This window comes from Dictyobacter arantiisoli (assembly GCF_008326305.1).
GTDB classification, from domain to species: domain Bacteria; phylum Chloroflexota; class Ktedonobacteria; order Ktedonobacterales; family Ktedonobacteraceae; genus Dictyobacter; species Dictyobacter arantiisoli.
Genome location: NZ_BIXY01000020.1, coordinates 58,722 through 79,635, shown reverse-complemented (window position 1 = coordinate 79,635; position 20,914 = coordinate 58,722). Strand labels below are relative to the sequence as shown.

18 protein-coding genes are annotated in these 20,914 nt (G+C 48.6%); 6 read left to right on the top strand and 12 right to left on the bottom strand.

The annotated features are described in order from the left end of the window. Positions 1-30: 30 nt before the first annotated feature. The 4 genes from F1593_RS09165 to F1593_RS28250 all read right to left on the bottom strand — a co-directional run bounded on the left by F1593_RS09165 (position 31) and on the right by F1593_RS28250 (position 3,463). Positions 31-576 carry a flavin reductase family protein gene (locus F1593_RS09165; RefSeq protein WP_172631982.1) on the bottom strand — a complete coding sequence of 182 codons (546 nt, stop codon included), beginning with the start codon at positions 574-576 and terminating at the stop codon, positions 31-33. A gap of 306 nt (positions 577-882) precedes the next feature. Next, positions 883-2,001 carry an aminotransferase-like domain-containing protein gene (locus F1593_RS09160; RefSeq protein ID WP_149401252.1) on the bottom strand — a complete coding sequence of 373 codons (1,119 nt, stop codon included), beginning with the start codon at positions 1,999-2,001 and terminating at the stop codon, positions 883-885. 124 nt (positions 2,002-2,125) lie between these two features. Next, complete coding sequence (locus F1593_RS09155; protein ID WP_149401251.1) at positions 2,126-3,076, bottom strand: quinone oxidoreductase family protein; 951 nt, start codon at positions 3,074-3,076, stop codon at positions 2,126-2,128. Positions 3,077-3,301: 225 nt separating this feature from the next. Continuing rightward, a complete protein-coding gene (locus tag F1593_RS28250; RefSeq protein WP_172631981.1) occupies positions 3,302-3,463 on the bottom strand; it encodes a hypothetical protein in 162 nt (53 codons plus the stop codon). Positions 3,464-3,891: 428 nt separating this feature from the next. Here F1593_RS28250 and F1593_RS09150 point away from each other — a divergent pair, with 428 nt between their 5' ends. After that, the gene (locus tag F1593_RS09150; protein WP_172631980.1) at positions 3,892-4,347 is read left to right on the top strand and encodes a VOC family protein; all 456 of its coding nucleotides are present in this window, start codon (positions 3,892-3,894) and stop codon (positions 4,345-4,347) included. A 74-nt stretch (positions 4,348-4,421) separates the two neighbouring features. Here F1593_RS09150 and glgP read toward each other — a convergent pair whose 3' ends face one another. Then, entirely contained in the window at positions 4,422-6,977 is a 2,556-nt protein-coding gene (glgP, locus tag F1593_RS09145; RefSeq protein ID WP_216368824.1) for an alpha-glucan family phosphorylase, read from the bottom strand. A 297-nt stretch (positions 6,978-7,274) separates the two neighbouring features. On the opposite strand from glgP, the gene F1593_RS09140 reads away from it, so the two are divergent. Then, positions 7,275-7,790 carry a hypothetical protein gene (locus tag F1593_RS09140; RefSeq protein WP_149401249.1) on the top strand — a complete coding sequence of 172 codons (516 nt, stop codon included), beginning with the start codon at positions 7,275-7,277 and terminating at the stop codon, positions 7,788-7,790. Between the two features lie 242 nt (positions 7,791-8,032). On the opposite strand, the gene F1593_RS09135 is transcribed toward F1593_RS09140, so the two are convergent. The 3 genes from F1593_RS09135 to F1593_RS09125 all read right to left on the bottom strand — a co-directional run bounded on the left by F1593_RS09135 (position 8,033) and on the right by F1593_RS09125 (position 10,135). Further along, positions 8,033-8,728, bottom strand: a complete 696-nt coding sequence (locus F1593_RS09135) for a response regulator transcription factor (RefSeq protein WP_149401248.1) — start codon at positions 8,726-8,728, stop codon at positions 8,033-8,035. 299 nt (positions 8,729-9,027) lie between these two features. Beyond that, entirely contained in the window at positions 9,028-9,426 is a 399-nt protein-coding gene (locus tag F1593_RS09130) for a hypothetical protein (RefSeq protein ID WP_149401247.1), read from the bottom strand. 124 nt (positions 9,427-9,550) lie between these two features. Beyond that, positions 9,551-10,135, bottom strand: coding sequence for a GTP-binding protein (locus F1593_RS09125; protein ID WP_149401246.1), 585 nt, complete (start codon positions 10,133-10,135; stop codon positions 9,551-9,553). Between the two features lie 667 nt (positions 10,136-10,802). On the opposite strand from F1593_RS09125, the gene gatB reads away from it, so the two are divergent. Together gatB and F1593_RS09115 are read left to right on the top strand one after the other, a co-directional pair. Further along, on the top strand, positions 10,803-12,290 hold the full coding sequence (gene gatB / locus F1593_RS09120) for an Asp-tRNA(Asn)/Glu-tRNA(Gln) amidotransferase subunit GatB (protein ID WP_172631979.1): 1,488 nt from the start codon (positions 10,803-10,805) through the stop codon (positions 12,288-12,290). 86 nt (positions 12,291-12,376) lie between these two features. Further along, positions 12,377-13,624: a Glu/Leu/Phe/Val family dehydrogenase gene (locus tag F1593_RS09115; protein WP_149401245.1), complete on the top strand. Its 1,248-nt coding sequence runs from the start codon at positions 12,377-12,379 to the stop codon at positions 13,622-13,624. Positions 13,625-13,796: 172 nt separating this feature from the next. Here the strand turns inward: F1593_RS09115 and F1593_RS09110 are convergent, their stop codons facing one another. After that, positions 13,797-14,309 carry a hypothetical protein gene (locus F1593_RS09110; protein ID WP_149401244.1) on the bottom strand — a complete coding sequence of 171 codons (513 nt, stop codon included), beginning with the start codon at positions 14,307-14,309 and terminating at the stop codon, positions 13,797-13,799. A 581-nt stretch (positions 14,310-14,890) separates the two neighbouring features. Between F1593_RS09110 and dxs the strand changes: the two genes are divergently transcribed. Continuing rightward, the gene (dxs, locus tag F1593_RS09105) at positions 14,891-16,822 is read left to right on the top strand and encodes a 1-deoxy-D-xylulose-5-phosphate synthase (RefSeq protein WP_149401243.1); all 1,932 of its coding nucleotides are present in this window, start codon (positions 14,891-14,893) and stop codon (positions 16,820-16,822) included. 47 nt (positions 16,823-16,869) lie between these two features. Here the strand turns inward: dxs and F1593_RS09100 are convergent, their stop codons facing one another. From F1593_RS09100 to F1593_RS09090, 3 genes are all read right to left on the bottom strand, one after another. Further along, positions 16,870-17,541, bottom strand: coding sequence for an ABC transporter ATP-binding protein (locus tag F1593_RS09100; protein ID WP_149401242.1), 672 nt, complete (start codon positions 17,539-17,541; stop codon positions 16,870-16,872). A 4-nt stretch (positions 17,542-17,545) separates the two neighbouring features. Next, a complete protein-coding gene (locus tag F1593_RS09095; protein WP_172631978.1) occupies positions 17,546-18,313 on the bottom strand; it encodes a Crp/Fnr family transcriptional regulator in 768 nt (255 codons plus the stop codon). A gap of 76 nt (positions 18,314-18,389) precedes the next feature. After that, complete coding sequence (locus F1593_RS09090) at positions 18,390-19,121, bottom strand: response regulator (RefSeq protein ID WP_149401240.1); 732 nt, start codon at positions 19,119-19,121, stop codon at positions 18,390-18,392. A 754-nt stretch (positions 19,122-19,875) separates the two neighbouring features. On the opposite strand from F1593_RS09090, the gene rpsB reads away from it, so the two are divergent. After that, a complete protein-coding gene (rpsB, locus tag F1593_RS09085; protein ID WP_149401260.1) occupies positions 19,876-20,757 on the top strand; it encodes a 30S ribosomal protein S2 in 882 nt (293 codons plus the stop codon). The last annotated feature ends 157 nt before the right edge of the window (positions 20,758-20,914 follow it).

Here is a 20,914-nt window from a genome sequence, read left to right as displayed (position 1 = left end):
TGCCGACCAATATGGTACGTTTGAAGGCGACTATTGCTCTTCAAACGTACCATATGTTCCTCGATATGCTACAAGTGGCTTGCCAGTGGACTGCATTTCCATACTATGGACGCGTCCCAGCACAATCAATTGATCCCCGGCTGGATAGAAGGCGACCGTATTGCATTCAATCCAGGCCAGCCCTCCTGGTAAAATGGGCGCTCCCGATGTTGCCTGACTATATTCTGTGGTCTGAAACCGTACCCCACCCTGCCGGGAAAACACCTCACTCATATTTTTTTGTTTCTCGGAGAGGATATTTACACAAAAGGTACCGGCCGCTTCTATCAGGGGCCAGATGGTAGCAGTATCTTTAGCACAGAACGAGATGAGTGCTGGCTCGGCTGATATTGAGCAGAAAGAATGTGCTGTAAAGCCAATTGGCTTCCCTCGATGACTCGTGGTAATCACGGCGACCCCTGTCGCAAAATGTCCCATAATATTGTGGTAGCGGGTCGTATCAATCGGAGGGGCAATGAAATATGGTGTTGTCGCCTGCCGAATCTCAATCGAGGGCGGATAATCAAAGACTGTCATATTATGCTCTTCCTTTATCTTTGGCCTGACGGTATCCATCTACAGAGTAACTTTGTTGATCAACTATATCATAAATACATTACTATAGTTTTCTCATTCTTTCAAGTTATAGTAAGCATGAAAAAAAGGCATGCCTTGAAAAAGATAGCGATAATTTGCTCTTTATTGTTTACTAAGGAGAGCTGTGGGGGTCAGCTGTGAAGAAAAGCAGGGTGTCCGGAGGGAAAGATGCAATGCTGGCCTGGATAGGCAATGGACTGGTATCATAAGCTACCAGTCCATAAACAGATGATAAGCAGGATAGTATTATTTGCACACCAGGTTTGCCAGGCGCTGGACTCCTGCTTCCAATTGTTCGGGTGTGAGCGCACAGAATGGAAGACGCACAAAGCGTTCACCCTGCGTGGCATCAACGGTTGGTGCATAGGGATCGGCGAAGAAATCTCTTCCATCGGTCAGGAGCAGTCCTGCCTGCTTTGCCCGTGCGAGCAAATCAGCAGTGTGATAGCTCTGGGGAAGGGTGATACTGACAAAGAAGCCGCCCTCTGGCTCGGCAAAAGGAACTTCTGGCAGATAGGTCTTGACGGCCTGTACAACGGCTTGCAGGCGTGGAGCATAGAGTTGCTTAAGATTGTTCAGGTTGGTTTCAAAGAAGCCCCGACGATGAAATTCGACCACTGCTGCCTGCGTGGGTAGCACAGGAGCCAGGATCGTCTCTTCTGCCAGTTTGGTCAGCTGTTTGACCAGTGCCAGTGGACCAACTAGATAGCCTACGCGAATGGCTGGACTGATCAGCTTGCTATAAGAGCTGACCGTTACCACACGCTCAGAATTCAAGTCACGCAACAATGGTAATGACTCACCTGCATAGCGCAATGTGCGGTAGGGCACATCTTCAACCAACCAGAAATCATAACGCTCAGCTAAATCTACCAGGGCCTGACGTTTTTTTGCTGATGTTGTGACACCAGCAGGATTCTGGAAATCGGGGATAACATACAGAAATACTGGTTTTTTTTCAGCGATGGACTCTTCCAGGGCCGTCAGATTGATCCCATCCAGATCAAGTGGTATGCCAATCACCTTTGCTCCACGGCGGCGGAAGGTCTTGATGGCGCGATCATAACTGGGTTGCTCAACAAAGACCACATCCCCCGGTTTGACCAGAAAGCCTGCAAGGATATCCTGTAAATGGAGGGAGCCATTGCCTACCAGTACCTGATCCGGGGACACATGGTATTGTTCGCTAATGAGTTGACGGAGCGGCAAATAACCTCCATTATGCCCATATTGCAGAATACCTTTCGCATCCGGTCCTTCCAGGACGGCCTGCATGCATTCGCTGAGCAACTTATTCGGTAGAGCCTCAACGGCGGGCACTCCACGTGTAAACAAGATCTGTTTACTACTGACTTGACTTGGCATGGATTACTTCTCCTTATCGATTAACGTGCCCGGGTTACTCCCTTTTTAGCGCACGTTTATATAGTTCAGATGCTGCCCACAGTGGGAATATCATTGAATGTGGGACATGTGTTGATTATACACGTTATTCTGCGTAGGTAAGTATTAATTTTCCCTGTGGTTCACCTGATTCTAGCAAGCGGTGGGCTTCCGCCGCCTGTTCAATAGGCAGTATCCGAGCAATCAAAGGAATCACGTTTTTTTTCGCAATCAGTTGTAGATACTTTTCTTCATTGGCTATAGACGTCTGAAGCTGACCACCGCCGATAACTTGAAGCCGTTTGAGGCGCCAGGCCTGAGTATCTATGGTTGCCTCTTTGCCGCCCAGGTTGCCAATCAGAATAATACGTCCATCCACGGTAGCCGCGCTCAGACTTGTTTGCAGGCTGGTACCGACCAGTTCAATCACAAGGTGTGCGCCACCAACGGCCTGTAATGCTTCCTCCACGTTTTGTGTGCGAGGATTGATGACCAGATCCGCACCAATTTTTTTCAAGGTTGCGGCTCGTTCCTCGCTACTGGCGGTTGTTGCTACCCATGCGCCCGCCTGTTTTGCCAGCTGAATAGCGATCGAACCTACACCACTGGAACCCGCCCAGATCAGGGCTCGCTCACCTGCTTTGAGGTGTCCAAGATCAAACAGGCTACCCCAGGCAGTTGAGGCCGCCAGTCCAGCTGCGACAGCCTCAGCGAAGCTGACTCCGGCAGGAATGCGCGCGAGATGGGCGGCAGGCACCGCAAGCTTACTCGCGTACCCTCCACTCCCTGTGTCCTTCGTGGCCCGTGTCGTCAGGACATGTTCACCTGCCCGAAAACCGTTGCTATCCTCTATGACTACACCGGCTGCTTCCAATCCCGGTGTAAAAGGAAGCTGTCCAACGGGACGACTACCAGCGCGCTGAAATAGATCCAGATGATTAACTGTTGTGGCCTTTACTTCTATCAGCACATCATGCGGCGTGGGAACAGGATCTGCTACTTCGCGTAGTTGTAGTACTTCAGGTTCACCATAACTGGTAAATTGTACTGCCTTCAAGGATAATACTCCTTCCTTACACTCTGGTCATAACAAATGTTGTCGATACTTGTTTATTGTATGCATATCCTGTTCCAATTGCAAAACTTTCACGGTTGATTGCGGCCATTACTGTATTGAAAAGTGTCATGAGACTCAATGCAATCATGCTGGACAACAGAGATGTGCGTCAACCACTGAGGCCGGGCTTTTGCGATAGCAGGTTGATTGTCTCTACAGCTACGCTCAGGCAGTTGTAGAAGGCTCAACATTTTGTTTGATCCAGGAGATGAAGGCAGCTACTGTGGTAAAACTGGCCTGAGGCCGGGCTGATTCGAGGAGATCAATCGTGGCTGTTTCCGACCATTCCGCAGCCAGAGGGATAACACCGAATCCTTGCAGTTTCATCTTTGCTCCATTATAAATTTATACTTGCTTATTCTCTTGCTATCATAGCATATCAACTGTGCTCTGGTGCGAACGCGCTGTCTACAGGCTCTATTTTATAAAAATTTATCAATCGTTTGCAATTAGAACAAATGTTTTATATAATAAGCAGGAGACAAAAAGAATAGCATTGTAGAAAAGAATTGTTGTTTTCTTATCCATCTAACAAAGTGTTTGATTCCCATGGCCTTCGCCATCCTGGCGCATGAGTTTTCGCACCGATGGTGCTCAAACCAATTTTTATTGTATGGTGCTGTAAATGTGCCATGCACATTTACAGCACCATACAATAAAAAGGGCGCAGGCGCGCACGCGCCTGCCAGCAGGTGAGCAGCAAGATCCCGATGAGAGTGGGAATCAAACACTATAAGAGAGATTGCAAGGGAACCATGAGGCTAATTGCACCACACGCACTTATATCTGTTCTGGTCGAAAACCAGGAAGAAGCATTGCACTTTTATAGCTGTATCCTTGGGCTTGAGAAACGAAATGATATCACCTTCAGCCCTGGACGACGCTTGTTGACGGTAGCCTTCCAGGGACAAAGCAGACCAGAGCTTGCCCTCGCTGTACCTGATGTTTCTTTTTATGGTGAGGCTTATCTTCGCTCATTGCGTGAGCAGCGTAGTCATACACTGTCCTCGGTTTTTGTGACCCATGATTGTGCGGAAACATATGCGCATCTATTGGATTGTGGCGTTACTTTTTTAAGCTCTCCCACCAGGCATCTCTATGGCATGGAAGCGCTCTTTCTTGATCCAGATGGCAATGCTTTCTCACTCCTTGAAACAACCACTGGTGCCCGTTCACTATTCAAAAACATCTTCATGGGAACGGCAGCCTGACCCAAACAAGACACAAGCCACCCTTTTCCACTTGAGAAAAGGGTGGCTTGTGTCTTGTTTGGGTCAGGCTTATCTTATGCCCAGCGGATCAATCCTAGCTCGTATTTCTCTGTTAAGGAGGGATGAGAGGGAATGACGCGAATATTGTAGGCGAGGCTACCACTCTTGTCTGGTTTCATTTCGATATCATAGCGATATGAGCCATCATTTTCGGTTTTGATATAGCTCATCGGCAGAGTATGGCGTGGGATCGCAAGCTCATCATTTGTCTCTCCATAGACCAGTTCGACGCAGATATCTTTGGGACGCAAATTGTTGGCCCGTACCCAGGCACGCACCTCAAAGCCTTCTCCGATGCTTAACTGACCCGCACGACGACCATCCACATAGAGTTCAAGCTTGTCCCAGGCGCGATAGACACGCTCCTTCCAGGCTGCAAGCTGACGCTCCTGTTCATAATGGTTTTCAACTACCTGGATACTGCGGCGAATTTCCGGCACATAGTAGGTATTCGTATAATCCTTGACCATCCGTCGCATACTAAACTCTGGTGCGCAAGTTCGAATGGCTTCTTTCATATAGTTGACCCATTTGTGTGAGACGCCCTCTGCATCCTGGTCAAAGAAGGTCGGAATAATCTCCTGCTCCAGGATTTCATAGAGGGAATTGCTATCATCTTCGGCCTGAATTTCTGGATCATGATAGTCGCGTTCTTGACCAATGGCCCAGCCATTCTTACCATTGTAGCCCTCTGCCCACCAGCCATCCAGAATACTACAGTTGGGTTGACCATTCAGGGCGGCCTTCTGACCGCTGGTACCGCTGGCCTCATAAGGACGCACAGGATTATTGAGCCAGACATCAGTACCTGAAACCAGATAGCGTGCCATATCAATATCATAGTTTTCGAGGAAGATGATCTTGCCCTTGAATTCGTCACTACGCGACATTTTGTAGATGTATTCGATCAGTGCTTTGCCGGGCTCATCGGCTGGATGTGCTTTGCCCGCGAATACAATCTGTACCGGGCGTTTTGGATCATTCAGGATGTGGCGCAAGCGTTCGAGATTGCGGAAGATCAACGTGGCGCGCTTATAGGTGGCGAAGCGGCGCGCAAAGCCGATAATCAGAGCTTTAGGATTGAGCATGTTTTCGAATTCGGCTAACTGACGATCGCCTTCGCCCAGACGTAGATGCTGCTTCTTCAAATTGCGTGTTGCATAGCCAACCAGAGCCTCTTTACGCTTGAAGTGAGCTGACCATAATTCCTGATCAGGAATATTCTGGATATGTGTATCCCAGAACTCCTGGTCATCGACATACTTACCCCAATCCATATCCAGATAGCGGCCATACAACTCGTTAAGCTCAGGCGCAATCCAGGAGAAGGTATGGACACCATTGGTAATTGAGCCAATCGGCACCTCGTCCTTATCCAGACCCGGCCAGAGGAATTGCCACATTTTCCGTGAGACATCTCCATGGAGTGCGCTGACACCGTTATGATGTCTGGTAAGTTTCAGCGCCAGGATGGTCATACTGTAGCTAGGTCCCCAGCTATGATCTTCCCGTGCAACCTCCATAAATTGATCCCGGCTCAGCCCGAGTTGGCCCCAGTAGGAACCAAAGTAGGTATCGATGAGCTCATAACTAAAGGTATCGTTGCCCGCCGGTACTGGGGTATGGGTGGTAAATAGCGAGTTTGTTTTGACAACTTCGCGTGCTTCATTAAAGCTCAGGCCAGCCTCTACCAGTTCGCGGCAACGCTCAAGACTCAGGAAGGCTGCATGTCCCTCATTGAGATGCCAGGCATTGGGTGAGATACCCAGAGCGCGTAATGCACGTACACCACCGATACCCAGCACGATTTCCTGTGAGATGCGCATCTCATTATCCCCACCATACAGACGCGCTGATAACTCCCGATCAGCAGGTGCGTTAGGGGGAATATCAGTATCCATCAAGTAGAGAGGGATGCGACCGACCAGTAATTTCCAGACTTTGGCGTAGATACGGCGTCCTGGTAATTCGACGCTGATCACGACTTCATTGCCATCTGGTCCAGTGGCAGGAACAGCTGGCACCTCTGAGAAATGGAGCTTATCATACGATGCTTCTTGTCTGCCTGCCTGGTTAACACGTTGAATAAAATATCCCTGAGGATAGAGAAAACCAACCCCGATAAAAGGTAAACCTAGATCGCTAGCTTCTTTGCAGTGATCTCCCGAGAGAATACCCAGGCCACCGGAATAAATAGGCAACGACTCATGTAATCCAAATTCCGCTGAAAAATAGGCGATCTGCTTTCCCTGAGCCTCAGGATAGGTCGTCGAGAACCAGGTCTCTTCAGGGCGAGGATGGATATAGTGATCGAAGTCCCGAATAACACCATCATACTCTTTGAGATAGATAATATTTTCGGCTGCCTGTCCAAGTTTTTGTGGTTGTATTCTGCTTAAAAAATGCACTGGATTATGGCTGACTTGTTCCCAGAGTTCAGGATCAAGCGAGCTATACAGTGCGCGAGCCTCAGGATGCCAGCTCCACCAGAGATTGTATGCTAATTCATACAATCGGTTAATACGTGCTGGCATAATCGGGAAGACCGTTATGCGACCGTAAACTTTCACGAGGGTAGGCTTCCTTTCTTATTTTCGCATATTGCTGCTGTTGATTGGCAAAGTGCAATCTTTATATGTTGATGTGGCAATTTTTATAATTTCCTAGTACCAGTATATCTTTTTTCAGAAAACCGGGCAACAAAACAGTTGTCTCTTCTGTATCTATTCATCATTGCTCTCCTGGCTAGCGATTTTTCTCTAAAGAACGATAAAAAATAGCAGTAAAGTTCATCGCGCATTGTTTTTCAGCGCTATTTGTCTTATACTGAGGCGCAAATGATACTGATCAAAAGGGGCGCGTAACCTATGGTAAGGAAGCCAGATTTTGGACATATTTCCAGTCGTGGGAGATTTTGGGGCGGCATCTTGCTAGGAGTAGGATTATTCTGGCTGATCTGGCTCCTTTTTTTTTACCACCCGGTGTCATCTACAAGCTCTCAATGGGCTGGAGCAGAAGCTACACCATCACCTCTCGCCGTTTCAGGATTACACACTGCCTCTTTAACCGCCGCAGGTATCACTGTGAATACAATCAGTCCACCATCCACGATGAGCCAGGCGCAGGCGCTCCAACTGGCTGATCAGCTAGAGCCAGATGCGGCCGCAGGCGCGCACAAGAAGCTGCTCTCTTCTGTCTCACTGACCTATCTGGCAGCTTCCAGGGGCGCGAAAGATTTGCGAGCTGTCCCGGTGTGGATGATCTGCTATCAAGACATTCCTCAAGCCCAGACAACTGTCGCACTGGATACAGGGACGGCTCATGACCTCTATGTCTTTTTGAATCCTCGGACAGGGAGTATTGTTTTAACCGTGTGGGCATGAAAAAGCTGGCACAAGACGTGGCTAATGGTGATACCCGTGCAGTGCCAGTTTTGAGGTTTATTCCAGTTATTCTTGCTATACAGCTATGGCGGAATCCAATAATAGCTATCTCATTTTTCTCTGTTACAACGGACGTATTAACAGCTTTTCAGCAATCAGCGCAGCTCATACAACTTACTTGTACGGTCATACTTGCCTGATCAGGAATGACATCCTGAATGCCGCATTGCGAGTGAAACATGTCAGGCTTGCTCTTCATGCATCTTGATCCAACCATGGCGTAATGCATGAACGACAGCAGCCGTACGGTCATTGACAGATAATTTTTTAAGAATGGACGTAATATGATTTTTTACCGTCTGGTCACTGATTTTCAGTGACTTCGCGATTTCCTTATTACTATTTCCACGTGCAATATAATCCAATATTTCAACCTCGCGTCCTGAAAGAGGTGAATACACATCTTTCTTTTCCGTCTCTTCTTCTTCCACCGTTAATTCGCGGAAAGATTTGAGCACGCGGCTGGCGAGTTGTGGTTTTGCAAGCACATCATCACGAATCAGATATTCACCATGGCTGACTTTGCGCACTGTATCCATCAATTCTTCGGCGGTGATATTGCGTGTCGTATAGGCAGCAGCACCAACCTTAATGGATTGAAATAAGCGTTCTTCGTCCTCGGAAGGTGTAAGAATGATAATTGCCAGACGTGGTGCGCTATGTCGCATCTGTCGAGCAATTTCAAGTGGATCGGAAGTGGTGAGTCCTGCGTCGATGAGGGCTACATCGGGGTTGCACGTACGAGCTATCTCAAGCACATCAGCCGCATCCGTCGACTCTCCAACAATTTCGCAGTCTCCCATTCGCTCCAGGGTTGCGTGGATCCCCTCACGGAAGAGTGGCTGCTCATCAATAATGATGACACGTATCGTTTCCATGTAATCCCTTCATAGAAGAGTCGGCAGTGCAAAATGGGTTGTGGCACTATTCCTACTCTTGTCTGTATTAATTGAACTCCCAAGCAAAGTGATCATCCCTTGTTCTGCTCAGGGACTTGAAGACCTTATGACTCTGCCCATTATACACATTAATGCAGTGAGCGTCTATAAGGAGGCAAGCCGTTTTACCGCTTTCTCTAGGAGTTTCTACCCGCCCCGCGGCCCTTCGCTAGTACTTTTGGAAGATTTTTTATAGAGCAACAAATCCGTAAAAAGTTTTTGGTGTATCCTCGCCATTCCTATGCTACCAGTCGAGTGCTGTGGGCAGTGTTCAAGCGAACGTGAAGGACGACTGCGGCCGCCACAATCACTGTCGCACTAACGACGCCTCCCCAGGTCAACCAGGTCAGCATATCGGGAGCAATCGAGGATTGACCTCGCAGGGCTTGCCCGAGGAGTGAAACAACCAGCCCACGATGCCCCAGGCAAAGAGTCCAGACCAGAGCGACGCGATGAGCAGTCCGCAGATGCGGGAAGTGCTTCGCTGAGAGGAACCAACCAATAAAGGGCAAAACTTGTAAGGCATGTAGTTCAACGAAATGCGCAATGCGCAGATCACCACCTTGTGTGCTCCATCCCAGGAATGGCAGGTCTGGACCGCCATCTAGAACGCCAACACCGTGCGCTCCACTGATCAAGAGAAGGTGCCCGGCGTGCTTCGCGGCCAGTTGAGCCGCACATAAGAATACGCCAGCTGGCTATGTATAGTAATGCCAGCTGGCGTATCAATGAGTTTGTGTGAAAAAACAGAGGAACGACGAGCTAGATACGCTCTAATTTGCGGAGAGTTGAATTGATACCAACCTTTAAGCTCTCGATAACCCCTTTACCAGTGACCGCAACCGCTTCAAAACTCGGCACACGATATGGATTGAGATATTTTTCGAGCACCGAAGCAGGGAGGGTATCCTGCAGGTCGCGCTTATTCCATTGCATGACCAGCGGATAATTAGAAATATCCTTGTTCATACGGCGCAGTTGCTCTTGTAACTCGTTCCAGCATTCAATATTTTCTTGTAATTTGCTTGCCTGTGAATCAGCGACAAAAATGACACAGTCAGCGCCTTTTAATACCGAGATACGTGTCTGTTGATACAGGATTTGCCCTGGAACGGTATAGAGTTGGAAACGCAGATTGAAGCCATTTACTTTACCCAGTTCGAGTGGCAGCAGATCGAAATATAAAGTACGCTCTGTTTCTGTATCAATCGAGACCATTTCTCCAACATCGTGTGGATTGACTGCCTGGTGTATATAATGTAAATTCGTCGTTTTGCCACACAAACCGATGCCATAGTAGACCATTTTACAATTAATTTCGCGTTTCGCCATATTAATTAGAGACATACGTAACGCTCTCCTGCCCACTCTTATGCGTGCTGTTACCTGCGCGCCTGTAAGATGTAAACTATGCTACTGCTTTCCTGGGACAGTATACCTTATTCCATAGAGACCTGCAACAGCAAGGTTGTGCTTGCCGATTGACCTGGAGGCGACCGAAGCAAAGGATACCCGGCAACTGCATCCAGCACCTCTATCCCATTGCCCGGGCAATCTCATCTGGTCTCAAATGAGTGATGATCTATTTCAGTGGTAGTTTTTGCTACTGTAAGCTATAACACTATCAGCAAACGTATGAGCAGCGAAATTCTGGAGCTTTTGGGTAGCCTATATGTCCTATTCTCGTGCTTATCCAGGCAAAATTGCCAGTTTTGAATGTGGGGCAATGAGCCTTCTCAATGCCTCTTCTCCTCTTTCGCTCTTTCTGCAAGCGATCTGTTGAGGAATACTCTCAGACCTCTTTTTGAAGTGTAAATATAATCTGCCTGCTGACCAGTTTTCCGTGGTGTGCTAAAATAAACAGCGGCATCGCAATTGTTCGCACGTAAGATGTTCTGAAGCATGGTTGCGCTTCTCCATTGACGCAAGACGGTGAAAGGACGAGACTTACGACAAAACAAAGCTGCTCTGCTGCAAACATAGTAAGACAATAGAAATAAGTGAGAATACGCATATGACGACAACTGCATATACTCCGATTGATACAGATTATGAGGTCGTGATCGGACTTGAGGTGCATTCGCAATTGCTGACGAAGAGCAAAATGTTTTGTTCATGCAGTACGAATTACGCAAATGCCGCTCCCAATACCCATGTGTGCCCGGTGTGTATGGGGATGCCAGGAGTGTTGCCTGTCATTAATCAAGAAGCTGTAAAGTATACGATTATGACTGCCCTGGCTTTGAACTGTTCTATTCCCGAATATTCAAAGTTTGACCGGAAGAGCTATCACTATCCAGACTTGATGAAAGGATATCAGATTTCGCAATACGATATCCCCTTAAGTAATGATGGCTATTTAAACATTCAGCATGAGGGCCAGGAGCGGCGTATTGGTATCACACGCGTGCATCTGGAAGAGGACACCGCCCGCTCACTCCATCATCAGGGCTACACGTTAATTGATGTGAACCGTGCTGGTACCCCCTTGATGGAAATCGTGAGCGAGCCTGATATGCGTTCGCCTGAAGAGGCGCGGCTCTATATGCAGAAATTGCGTGAAATTCTCATCTACATTGGCGTGGCTTCCGGACGTATGGAAGAAGGTAGCCTGCGTTGTGATGCGAATATCTCGGTACGTCCCCGTGGTCAGCAAGCCCTGGGCGTGAAGACCGAAATCAAGAACATGAATAGTTTCCGTTCGGTTGAACGCGCTCTGGAATACGAGGCCCAGCGCCAGATTGAAGTACTGCGCAATGGCGGCAAGATTCGCCAGGAGACGCGCGGGTGGATTGAAAATAAGGGCATTACAGTGACTCAGCGTGTCAAAGAGCAGGCTGATGACTATCGTTATTTCCCTGAGCCCGATTTGCCACCCCTGATCATTGATCATACCTGGGTCGAAGAGATTCGATCTCAGTTGGCTGAGTTGCCTGATACTCGCCGGGTCCGCTATCAGGATGAATATGCCCTCTCCGAGCAGGATGCCAATGTCCTGACTGAGGATAAGCCAGTGGGTGATTACTTTGAGCAGATTGTTGCTGTCTCTGCTGTCAAAGATCGCAAAGCGCGTGCCAAAGCCGCCAGTAACTGGCTCTTAAGTGAAGTGGTACGCTTGCTGAAGGCCAACTCACTCTCGATTCAGGAGACAAAATTAACACCCAAGGCGGTAGCCAACTTGCTTGATCTGCTTGATAAAGAACGCATTACTGGCAAGCAGGCCAAAGATGTGTTGGATGAAGCTTTTAGTAGCGGTGAATTGCCCGAAGCGATTGTTGAGAAGAAGGGCATCAAGCCTCCTATCAGTGATCAGGGAACACTGGAGCGCATCATCGAAGAGGTGGTGGCAAAGAATGAGAAAGCTGTTACTGACTATAAAAATGGCAAGACCAATGCAGTGCAAATGCTGATTGGTCAAGTGATGAAGCAAACGCGCGGTCAGGCGAAAGCTGATATCGTTCAGTCGCTTCTCAGGAAGAAATTAGACGAATTGCAGGGATAATTCCCTGCAATTCCCCAAGGCATGCAAGGATGTATGGGCACAGGCTGATGACGTGCCGTTTGCATATAGCATACAAAGGAGCATGCATGCAACATTTTAATGCCTATGAGATGGCCGTACAACAATTCGAGCTTGCCGCGGATAAATTGGACCTCTCAGAAGATATGCGTCAAATTCTGCGCGCACCGAAACGTGAACTGACCGTTCATTTTCCGGTGCGTTTGGATGATGGCAGTATCAAGACTATCACGGGATATCGCGTACAGCATAATGTTAATCGCGGTCCTGCCAAAGGTGGCATTCGCTATAGTCCAGATGTGACTCTGGATGAGGTGAAGGCTCTGGCAATGTGGATGACCTGGAAATGTGCGGTCGTTGGTATCCCATATGGTGGCGCCAAAGGTGGCGTCATCTGTGATCCCAAGCATATGACGCGTGGCGAATTAGAGCGCCTGACGCGCCGCTTTACCACTGAAATCTCAATCATTATTGGTCCCCACAGTGATATTCCCGCCCCCGATGTTAATACCAACTCGCAGGTAATGGCCTGGATGATGGATACCTATTCAATGCACTCTGGCTTTTCCGTTCCGGCTGTCGTGACGGGCAAGCCTCTTTCTATTGGAGGAAGCGAGGGGCGCAATGAGGCCACTGCTAATGGTGTTCTCTTCGTCACGCGTCGGGCTGCCCATCGTGCTGGTATGCCTTTACAAGGCGCTCACGTGAGCATTCAGGGCTTTGGGAATGTTGGCGCTATTGCCTCCCGCCTCTTTCACAATGAGGGCTGTAAAATCGTAGCTGTTAGCGATACAACCGGGGGCATTTACAATGAGGTTGGACTTGATCCTGCCGCGGTTCAACGCCATAAGATGGCTCATGGTACCGTGGCTACGTATCCTGCTGCCCGACGCATGGGCAGTGCGGAGGTACTTGAGGTACCCTGTGATATCCTGGTTCCAGCCGCTACTGAAGGGGTGATTACTGAAGAGAATGCCGAGCGTGTACAGGCTCGTATTATAGCTGAGGCTGCCAATGGTCCGACAACTCCTGAAGCCGACACTATCCTCTTTAAAAAAGGATGCATCGTTATTCCGGATATTCTTGCTAATGCCGGTGGTGTCACTGTTAGCTACTTTGAGTGGGTTCAGGATCTACAAAGTTTCTTCTGGCACGTTGAAGAGATTACCCTCCGTCTGGAAGGCATCATGAATCGGGCTTTTGACGCAGTGACCGGGATGGCTGAACGCTCCCATTGTGATCTGCGCCTTGGCGCGAATATGCTGGCCATTTCGCGGGTTGCGGAAGCCACTCTGGTGCGCGGGATATATCCATAAAGTGTAATTTTGTGCAGGGGATGTGGGGGACAACAACTCCATTGCCTTCGTCGGGATGCCCCTAAAAGATCTCTTCCCTCCCCGCTGAAGGCGGCAAACAAAAACAAAAGCGACCGCATTGCTGCGGTCGCTTTTGTTTTTGTAGCGGTGCTCTGCTACTGGACGGTTACTATTAATATCCACGACGTGTATCGCGCTTACCTGGTTTTTTTGGCACAGGCTTCGTCGCGCGTGTAGGTTTGGCCTTCTTACGACCTCGCCCCCAGTTCATATCGTCGTCTTCGTCATCCTCATCAGCCTCTTCATCAACATCGAAGATCTCAGCCTCTTCGTCCTCATCAGTGATGAGATCCATATCAGGAATATCATCGTCTGCGACAATGTCATCTTGATAGGTGATGTCATCCTGATCGGCGACGTCAGGTTCAATGAATTCTTGAGGCGCACGCACTGGTTCTGCTACAGGATGAATGATCTGACTGTCTGCCGCATCGCTCTGGCGAGCGCGACGGAGAGGGGCAGGGTCAGGTTCAGATTCAACCTCGGCTTCGGACTCAGTCTCTGCAGATTCGCCATCTTCTGGTTTAGGGGCACCGATTACACGGCGGCCCGCTGCCACATCGAGCCAGAACTGGGAATAGTAATGTGGTCTTTCCGAGTCTTTTTCGCTCTCTTTTCGTGTCATAAGATGTGCGGCTCCTCTCTATCCCTGGAGTGAGTTACCGCTCCTACCTTCCTTTGTTATTTCACTTTGTACTCAGTACTTGTGCCCTGTGCTAAATTTAATGCTTGCTCTAGGGACGTGCAGCAAGCGTAGAGTAAAGGGCATACAGTTCTGCCTGCTCTTTTCATTATGAAGGCTTTTATCAAACCTTTTCGCCGAAAAGTAGAGACATACTTCTCTGGTAGCACTGTCTACATTTGAGCAACCTTCGCTTCTCAACTGCGAGTGGTACCATATGTAAATCATAATAAGAAGAAAGCGTGAGACTGTCAAGAGACCCTTAAGAAGGGATGAAATGGCTTCTAGGGCCGTTTTAGCCCTTGTCAAGACCCCACGTGCATGAATTTTTAGGGTTGAGGTGTTTGCCAGCATCTTCTAAGGTATCTATAATATTGTGAAAGATACCTTACGACACACCCTTTATCTGACTTTTACGCATCTTTATGATAGTGATGCGAGCCACTTTTGTTAAATATTTACTGGTCGCTTGTTGCCGAGATGAAGCAAAAGGGAAGCCGGTGCCTAGTAATTGGAGGAAACCATTGACAAGCATTCTAGATACGATTGATGGACCAGAGCAGTTGCGTACCCTGACAATTCCGCAGATGGAGCTTCTGGCAAAGGAGATTCGGCGTGAGATCATTGAAAAAGTCTCGGTACGGGGTGGACACCTGGCTCCCAATCTCGGTGTTGTTGAGCTAACAATGGCACTACATTATGTTTTTAACACGCCCAATGATTTACTTGTCTGGGATATTGGTCATCAAGCTTATGTGCATAAACTTTTGACCGGACGTCGCGAACGCTTTCACACTATTCGACAGTTTGGGGGACTTTCCGGTTACTTACGGCGCGATGAAAGCCCTTATGATACCTTTGGTGCCAGCCATGCGAGTACATCGATATCGGCTGCTCTGGGTATGGCCGCGGCACGGGATTTACAAGGAGAACGGCACAAGGTTATTGCGGTGATCGGAGATGGTTCTCTCACGGGTGGTATGGCTTTAGAAGCAATTAATAATGCTGGGAGTCTCAAGAAAAATTTAATTATTGTTCTGAATGATAATGATAAATCAATTTCTGATAATGTGGGTGCGCTTTCACAACATCTGAGTAATGTGCGTCGCATGCAGACTACACCCAGTTATCGTCGCTTACGTGAGATGGCAAAGGGTTCAATTGAACGTCTGCCTGTTGTTGGTGACAAAGCGCGTGAAGCTGCCGGACGTGCAGAGACCAGTTTCAAACAATTCATGATGCATAGTAAAAGTGGTGCCATTTTTGAAGAGCTTGGCCTTAAATTCTTTGGTCCCTTTGATGGTCATGATCTCAATACCATGTTGGATGTATTTGAGAATGTAAAGATGGTGGACGGTCCGGTGATCGTACAGATGGTCACGAAAAAGGGCAAAGGCTGGGAGGTCGCCGAGGGTGATTCCACCACGTGGCATGGCCCTGGTGCCTATGATTATAAGACCGGCGTTATCAAGAAGAATGCGGGTGATCCACCTTCGTATACAGAGGTGTTTGCTAATACGTTGGTTTCCATTGCCGAGAAAAATCCAAAGGTGGTTGGTATTACAGCCGCGATGGAAGAGGGTACTGGCTTGAAGAAGCTGCGCCAGCGTTTCCCCGAGCGATACTTTGATGTGGGTATCGCGGAACAGCATGCAGTGACCTTTGCTGGTGGTCTGGCGGTGGGCGGTTTGACTCCTGTAGTGGCGATTTATTCCACTTTTATGCAGCGTGCAATTGATCAGATTATTCATGATATTTGTGTGCAAAACCTGCATGTCGTTTTTGCAATGGATCGTGCCGGTCTGGTAGGCGAGGATGGTCAGACGCAGCATGGCGTTTTCGATATCGCCTTCACCCGTATGATACCTGGTATGAAAGTCATGGCTCCCAAAGATGAAGAGGAGCTACGCAACATGTTATATACCGCCGTCGCTCTGGATGGTCCAGTAGCATTACGCTATCCCCGTGGCAAAGGATTAGGAATACCGATGACCAACGATCTCCATCTATTGGAAGTTGGCAAGGCTGAATTGCTGAGCCCTGATACCATAGAGACTGCTGAACAACAGGATGTGGCTATTCTGGCGTATGGATCAATGGTGGCGCAGGCCGAGTTAGCGGCGAAAGAACTGGCAGACGAAGGTATTCATGCTGCGGTAGTCAATGCCCGCTGGGCCAAACCTCTGGACGAGGATATGATTCTCCGTTTGGCGCAGGGAACCAAACATCTGGTGACTATAGAAGATCATGTAGCGACTGGTGGTTTTGGGAGTGCTGTATTGGAACTGCTGGAACAGCGCAATATCAAGGATGTTGAGGTAACTGTAATTGCCCTGCCAGATAAGTTTGTTGAGCACGGCGCACTCACCATCCTGAAAGAATTATATGGACTCTCGTCTGCTCATATCAAAGATGTCGTGCGTGCACAGCTAAATGCCCATACACTGGCAAAATAGTTCTGTATACGTAGCAATGTGGAGAGTGTGTGACATTCCTCTTGGGATCAGAGGAATGTTATTTTGCCATCGCGCATATGAATAACACGATGGGCCAGCATACCAATTTCCTGCGCGTGGGTGACGATGACAAAGGTCTGGTGCCGTTCATGATTGAGTTGTAGCAAGAGATCCATAATTTCGCCAGCTGTCTCACTATCCAGATTGCCGGTTGGCTCATCCGCCCAGACGAGATCTGGATTATTCACCAGTGCACGTGCAATCGTTACCCGTTGTCGCTGTCCACCAGAGAGTTCAGCAGGACGATGGCGAGCACGTGCGCTCAAACCCACGGTAGCCAACATTTCCATGGCGCGCTGGCGCGCTTGCTTTCGAGGTACCTTTGTCACCAGCAATGGTAACTCCACATTTTCGATCGCTGAGAGTACAGGGAGCAGATTAAAGTCTTGAAAGATAAATCCCATATGTTGTGCGCGATAATTGGTGCGTTCACGCTCACTTAAATCCCGTAAATTATCGCCACGGATATAAATATCTCCCGCATCGATGGTATCCAATCCTGAGAGGCAATTTAAGAGGGTTGTTTTGCCACAACCGCTGGGACCCATCAGCGCAATTATTTCACCCTCTGCAATTTCCAGTGAAAGATCCCGCAAGGCCTCGACGCGCAGCGGCCCATTGCGATAGATTTTGCCGATCTGTTGTGCTTTGACAATCATCCAATCACTCTCTCCGATGTAAACCTGTCTTGCTACTTGTTTGAGCCACCTGTTGCAGCAAATCAGGACGATGAATAGTAATACGTTTGCGACCAGGTTGGATGGCCTGCAGTTCTTTGAGTTCGCGTAGCGCAGCGCTGACCGTCTCGCGATAGACGCCCAGACGATCTGCCAGTTCTTCATGGCTCAAGCCATTCACAATCAGTGGTTGATTGGCTTGTGATGTAGGCGCACTGGCAAGTTGTAGTAGCAGATCTGCCAGGCGTGCGGTAACGCTTTTGAAGGTCGTATTGACTAATTGTGTTTCTAGAGAGGTTAGCCGTTGTCCTATCATCTGCATGAGGATAAAGGAAATAGCTGGATGATGTAGTAAGAGATTGGCAAGGTCACTGGTGTTTAAGGCAAAGAGTATCGTAGTGGTAGTTGCTTCTGCAAAACTGGTATAGATAGGTTGGCCCCAGAGGCATTGTTCCCCACAGCAGGTACCGCTACCCAGCGTAGCTGTGATCAATTTTCGTCCATCGGTTGAGAGATGATAGAGTTGCATACTCCCCGTTTGAATGAAGAAAAGTGCCGTGTTCGCCTCGCCCGGACGATAGAGAATACGTCCAGGCGAACAGGTCAGTGAAGTTGTGATCTGATCGAGAGCGCGGGCATCCTGCGCGTTGAGCTGTCGAAAGAGCGCATTATGAGCCAGGAACGACGACTTTTCCGCAGGTAGTGTTCCTGGCGTCAGCGCGGTTTCCGGCGAACTTGTCTGTCTTCCTCGCACGTGCAACATCCTGTATCATTGTTCTGTGGTGTTTATTGATAACACTACACATTGTACCATACAGGGCCGTCAGGTATCATGCCTCAATACTGGTTAAATAAATGGCTTCAGTGCGATTACGAGCATGAAGTTTTTCAAAGATGTTTTGTACATGTTTATGGACAGTAGACTCGGCAATTGAAAGCTCAAGCGCAATTTCGCGATTTTTGCGACCTTTGCGCATCAAATCCAAAATCTGATTTTCACGCTCGGTCAGCGGTCGAGGTAAGTGCGCATTAGGATCAGCCAGTAATGCCTCTTCACCCGGGAGCACATGGGCAGTGCGCCGTGGTGTGCGATAGGAAATACCACCAGACAGCATACCGCCATAGGGAGTACCCTGTCTCCAATAGGAGCGCAAATAGTTCAGGACGTGCGTGGCGAAGATCCCTGGAATGCATAAATCATTGCGGGCGGCACAGCGAATCGCATGGATGAGCGCGTCCGGTTCGATATCTTTGGTGATATACCCCATTGCACCTTTTTGGATGGCCTGAAAGAGGAGTTGTTCATGATGTGTGGATGTGAAAATGATGACGCGTGAGTTTGGTGAACAGGCGAGTACGCGTTCAGTGGCTTCAAAGCCGGTACAGTCAGGCATATCTACATCCATCAAAACCACATCAGGTTGTGTTTGGGCTGCGTGTAATTCGGCCTCCTGACCATTACTTGCCTCGGCCACCACTTCCATATCTATTTCTTTTTCGATTACCTCGCGTACCACGCGACGCATTAATGAATGATCATCAACAACGAGAACATGTACCATCTGTTTCAATCCCTTTCTACTTCTACAACCCCTGAAAATGGTATAAGCGTTCTACTGGGCATTAGCTAAAAATATGTACGCTTACTCTATACTATACGCCTGAATTCAAGAAGCGAACAGTGTTCACCAATTTTTAGGAGGAAAACCTTGCGGGGTAGGCGTTTTGGCGCAGGTATACGTTGGGCCAGGGGGGTAGGGCCGGGTGTAGGGATGCGTGAGAGCAAAGAAAAATGAGCATAAGGTAAGCTTGAGTAGGCAATTAAATGGATACGATAATAGTGTGTTTTGTAGCTCATTGTTAATGACCTCATGGCTATTCTACTCCCACAGTATTCATCATGCCAGTAAATGTCTTTATAAACGCTCGTATTTGATAGTATACGCTATTTACCCCTACATGCAAAAGATGCTTCATACTTTAAAGTAAGCCCATCGCAGCTAAGCGCAAAAGAAAGAGCTTCTCATGATGGATACCTGCATACCATCTGAAAGGCTTTTAAAAAACCCGGATCTCTATTTCTTGCGTCCTCGGTAGCTCTGTGCTATACTTCACAGTCGGAGTGGGCGAGGACTGCTCGCTTGCTGTATAGAAAACAGAAATAGAAACTACACACGCCCTCTGAAAAGCGCTGACCCTGGGGTCCATAACTCATTGTATGTTAAGGACGAGCAAGGTTTACCTTGGGGGACCCTGACGCCATGACGTGGGGGCGGAGGATCAAGGGAGGTCCGTTTTTTGGCTAATATCATTTCTATGAAACAGTTGTTGGAAGCTGGTGTTCATTTTGGTCACCAGACACGTCGCTGGAATCCTAAGATGCAGCAATTCATCTTCATGGACCGCAATGGCATTCATATTATCGATCTCCAGCAGACCGTGACGCGTCTGAATGATGCGTACAAGTTTGTCGAGCAACTGGTTGCTGATGGCGGCACATTGCTCTTCGTTGGTACCAAGAAGCAGGCTCAGGAAGCCGTTGCTGAAGAGGCCAAACGTTGTGGCATGTTCTTTGTCAATCAGCGCTGGTTGGGTGGTATGTTAACCAACTTCAAGACCATTCAATCTCGTATTAGCTATCTGCGCAGCCTGGAAGAGCGCCGCGACCGTGGCGATTTCGAGCGTTTGACAAAAAAAGAAGTCCAGCATATACAGGACGAGATTGCGCGCCTGGATCGTATCCTGGGCGGAATCAGAGACATGCGCCGTTTACCAAGTGCTATCTTTATCATCGATACTCGCAAAGAGCGCACCGCTGTAATGGAAGCCCGCCGTCTAGAGATTCCTATCATTGCGCTGGCTGACACAAACTGCGACCCTGACGAGATGGATTACCCCATCCCTGCCAACGATGATGCAATTCGTGCTGTACGCTTGCTGTGCTCCAAGATCGCTGATGCCGCTGTCGAAGGCCGCCGTGAGCTCGAGGCCCAGCAGAAGGATTCCGATGCAGGCGAGAGCGAGTCACCTATCGAAGAAACTGAAGCACCTGTAGCAGTAACCGCAGAGCCAACATCTGCGCCAGCAGTAGCAGAGCCCGAAGCTACCCCTGCAGCACCTGTGGCTGAAGAGCCAGTTGCCGAGGCCGCCCCTGCTCAGGCTGAGGAGCCAGAACTCGTATCCAAAGAGGCTCACTAGTCAATAATCCATAGCGTGTTTCGGTGGGAGAAAAGGGGCATTTTTGCTTCCTGACTCCCGCCTTTTTATGTATATACTGTGCCCTTCAATGCGCTTCCTGAGCGCATATTCACTAAATTTCACATTTGTCAAGCACTCAGAGACCAAAAAAGATGGA

Excerpts from the sequence above, each read along its gene's own strand:
- F1593_RS09165 (WP_172631982.1), bottom strand. The coding sequence starts at position 576 with ATGACAGTCTTTGATTATCCGCCCTCGATTGAGATTCGGCAGGCGACA.
- F1593_RS09160 (WP_149401252.1), bottom strand. The coding sequence starts at position 2,001 with ATGCCAAGTCAAGTCAGTAGTAAACAGATCTTGTTTACACGTGGAGTG.
- F1593_RS28250 (WP_172631981.1), bottom strand. The coding sequence starts at position 3,463 with ATGAAACTGCAAGGATTCGGTGTTATCCCTCTGGCTGCGGAATGGTCG.
- F1593_RS09150 (WP_172631980.1), top strand. The coding sequence starts at position 3,892 with ATGAGGCTAATTGCACCACACGCACTTATATCTGTTCTGGTCGAAAAC.
- F1593_RS09140 (WP_149401249.1), top strand. The coding sequence starts at position 7,275 with ATGGTAAGGAAGCCAGATTTTGGACATATTTCCAGTCGTGGGAGATTT.
- F1593_RS09135 (WP_149401248.1), bottom strand. The coding sequence starts at position 8,728 with ATGGAAACGATACGTGTCATCATTATTGATGAGCAGCCACTCTTCCGT.
- F1593_RS09125 (WP_149401246.1), bottom strand. The coding sequence starts at position 10,135 with ATGTCTCTAATTAATATGGCGAAACGCGAAATTAATTGTAAAATGGTC.
- gatB (WP_172631979.1), top strand. The coding sequence starts at position 10,803 with ATGACGACAACTGCATATACTCCGATTGATACAGATTATGAGGTCGTG.
- F1593_RS09115 (WP_149401245.1), top strand. The coding sequence starts at position 12,377 with ATGCAACATTTTAATGCCTATGAGATGGCCGTACAACAATTCGAGCTT.
- F1593_RS09110 (WP_149401244.1), bottom strand. The coding sequence starts at position 14,309 with ATGACACGAAAAGAGAGCGAAAAAGACTCGGAAAGACCACATTACTAT.
- F1593_RS09100 (WP_149401242.1), bottom strand. The coding sequence starts at position 17,541 with ATGATTGTCAAAGCACAACAGATCGGCAAAATCTATCGCAATGGGCCG.
- F1593_RS09090 (WP_149401240.1), bottom strand. The coding sequence starts at position 19,121 with ATGGTACATGTTCTCGTTGTTGATGATCATTCATTAATGCGTCGCGTG.
- rpsB (WP_149401260.1), top strand. The coding sequence starts at position 19,876 with ATGAAACAGTTGTTGGAAGCTGGTGTTCATTTTGGTCACCAGACACGT.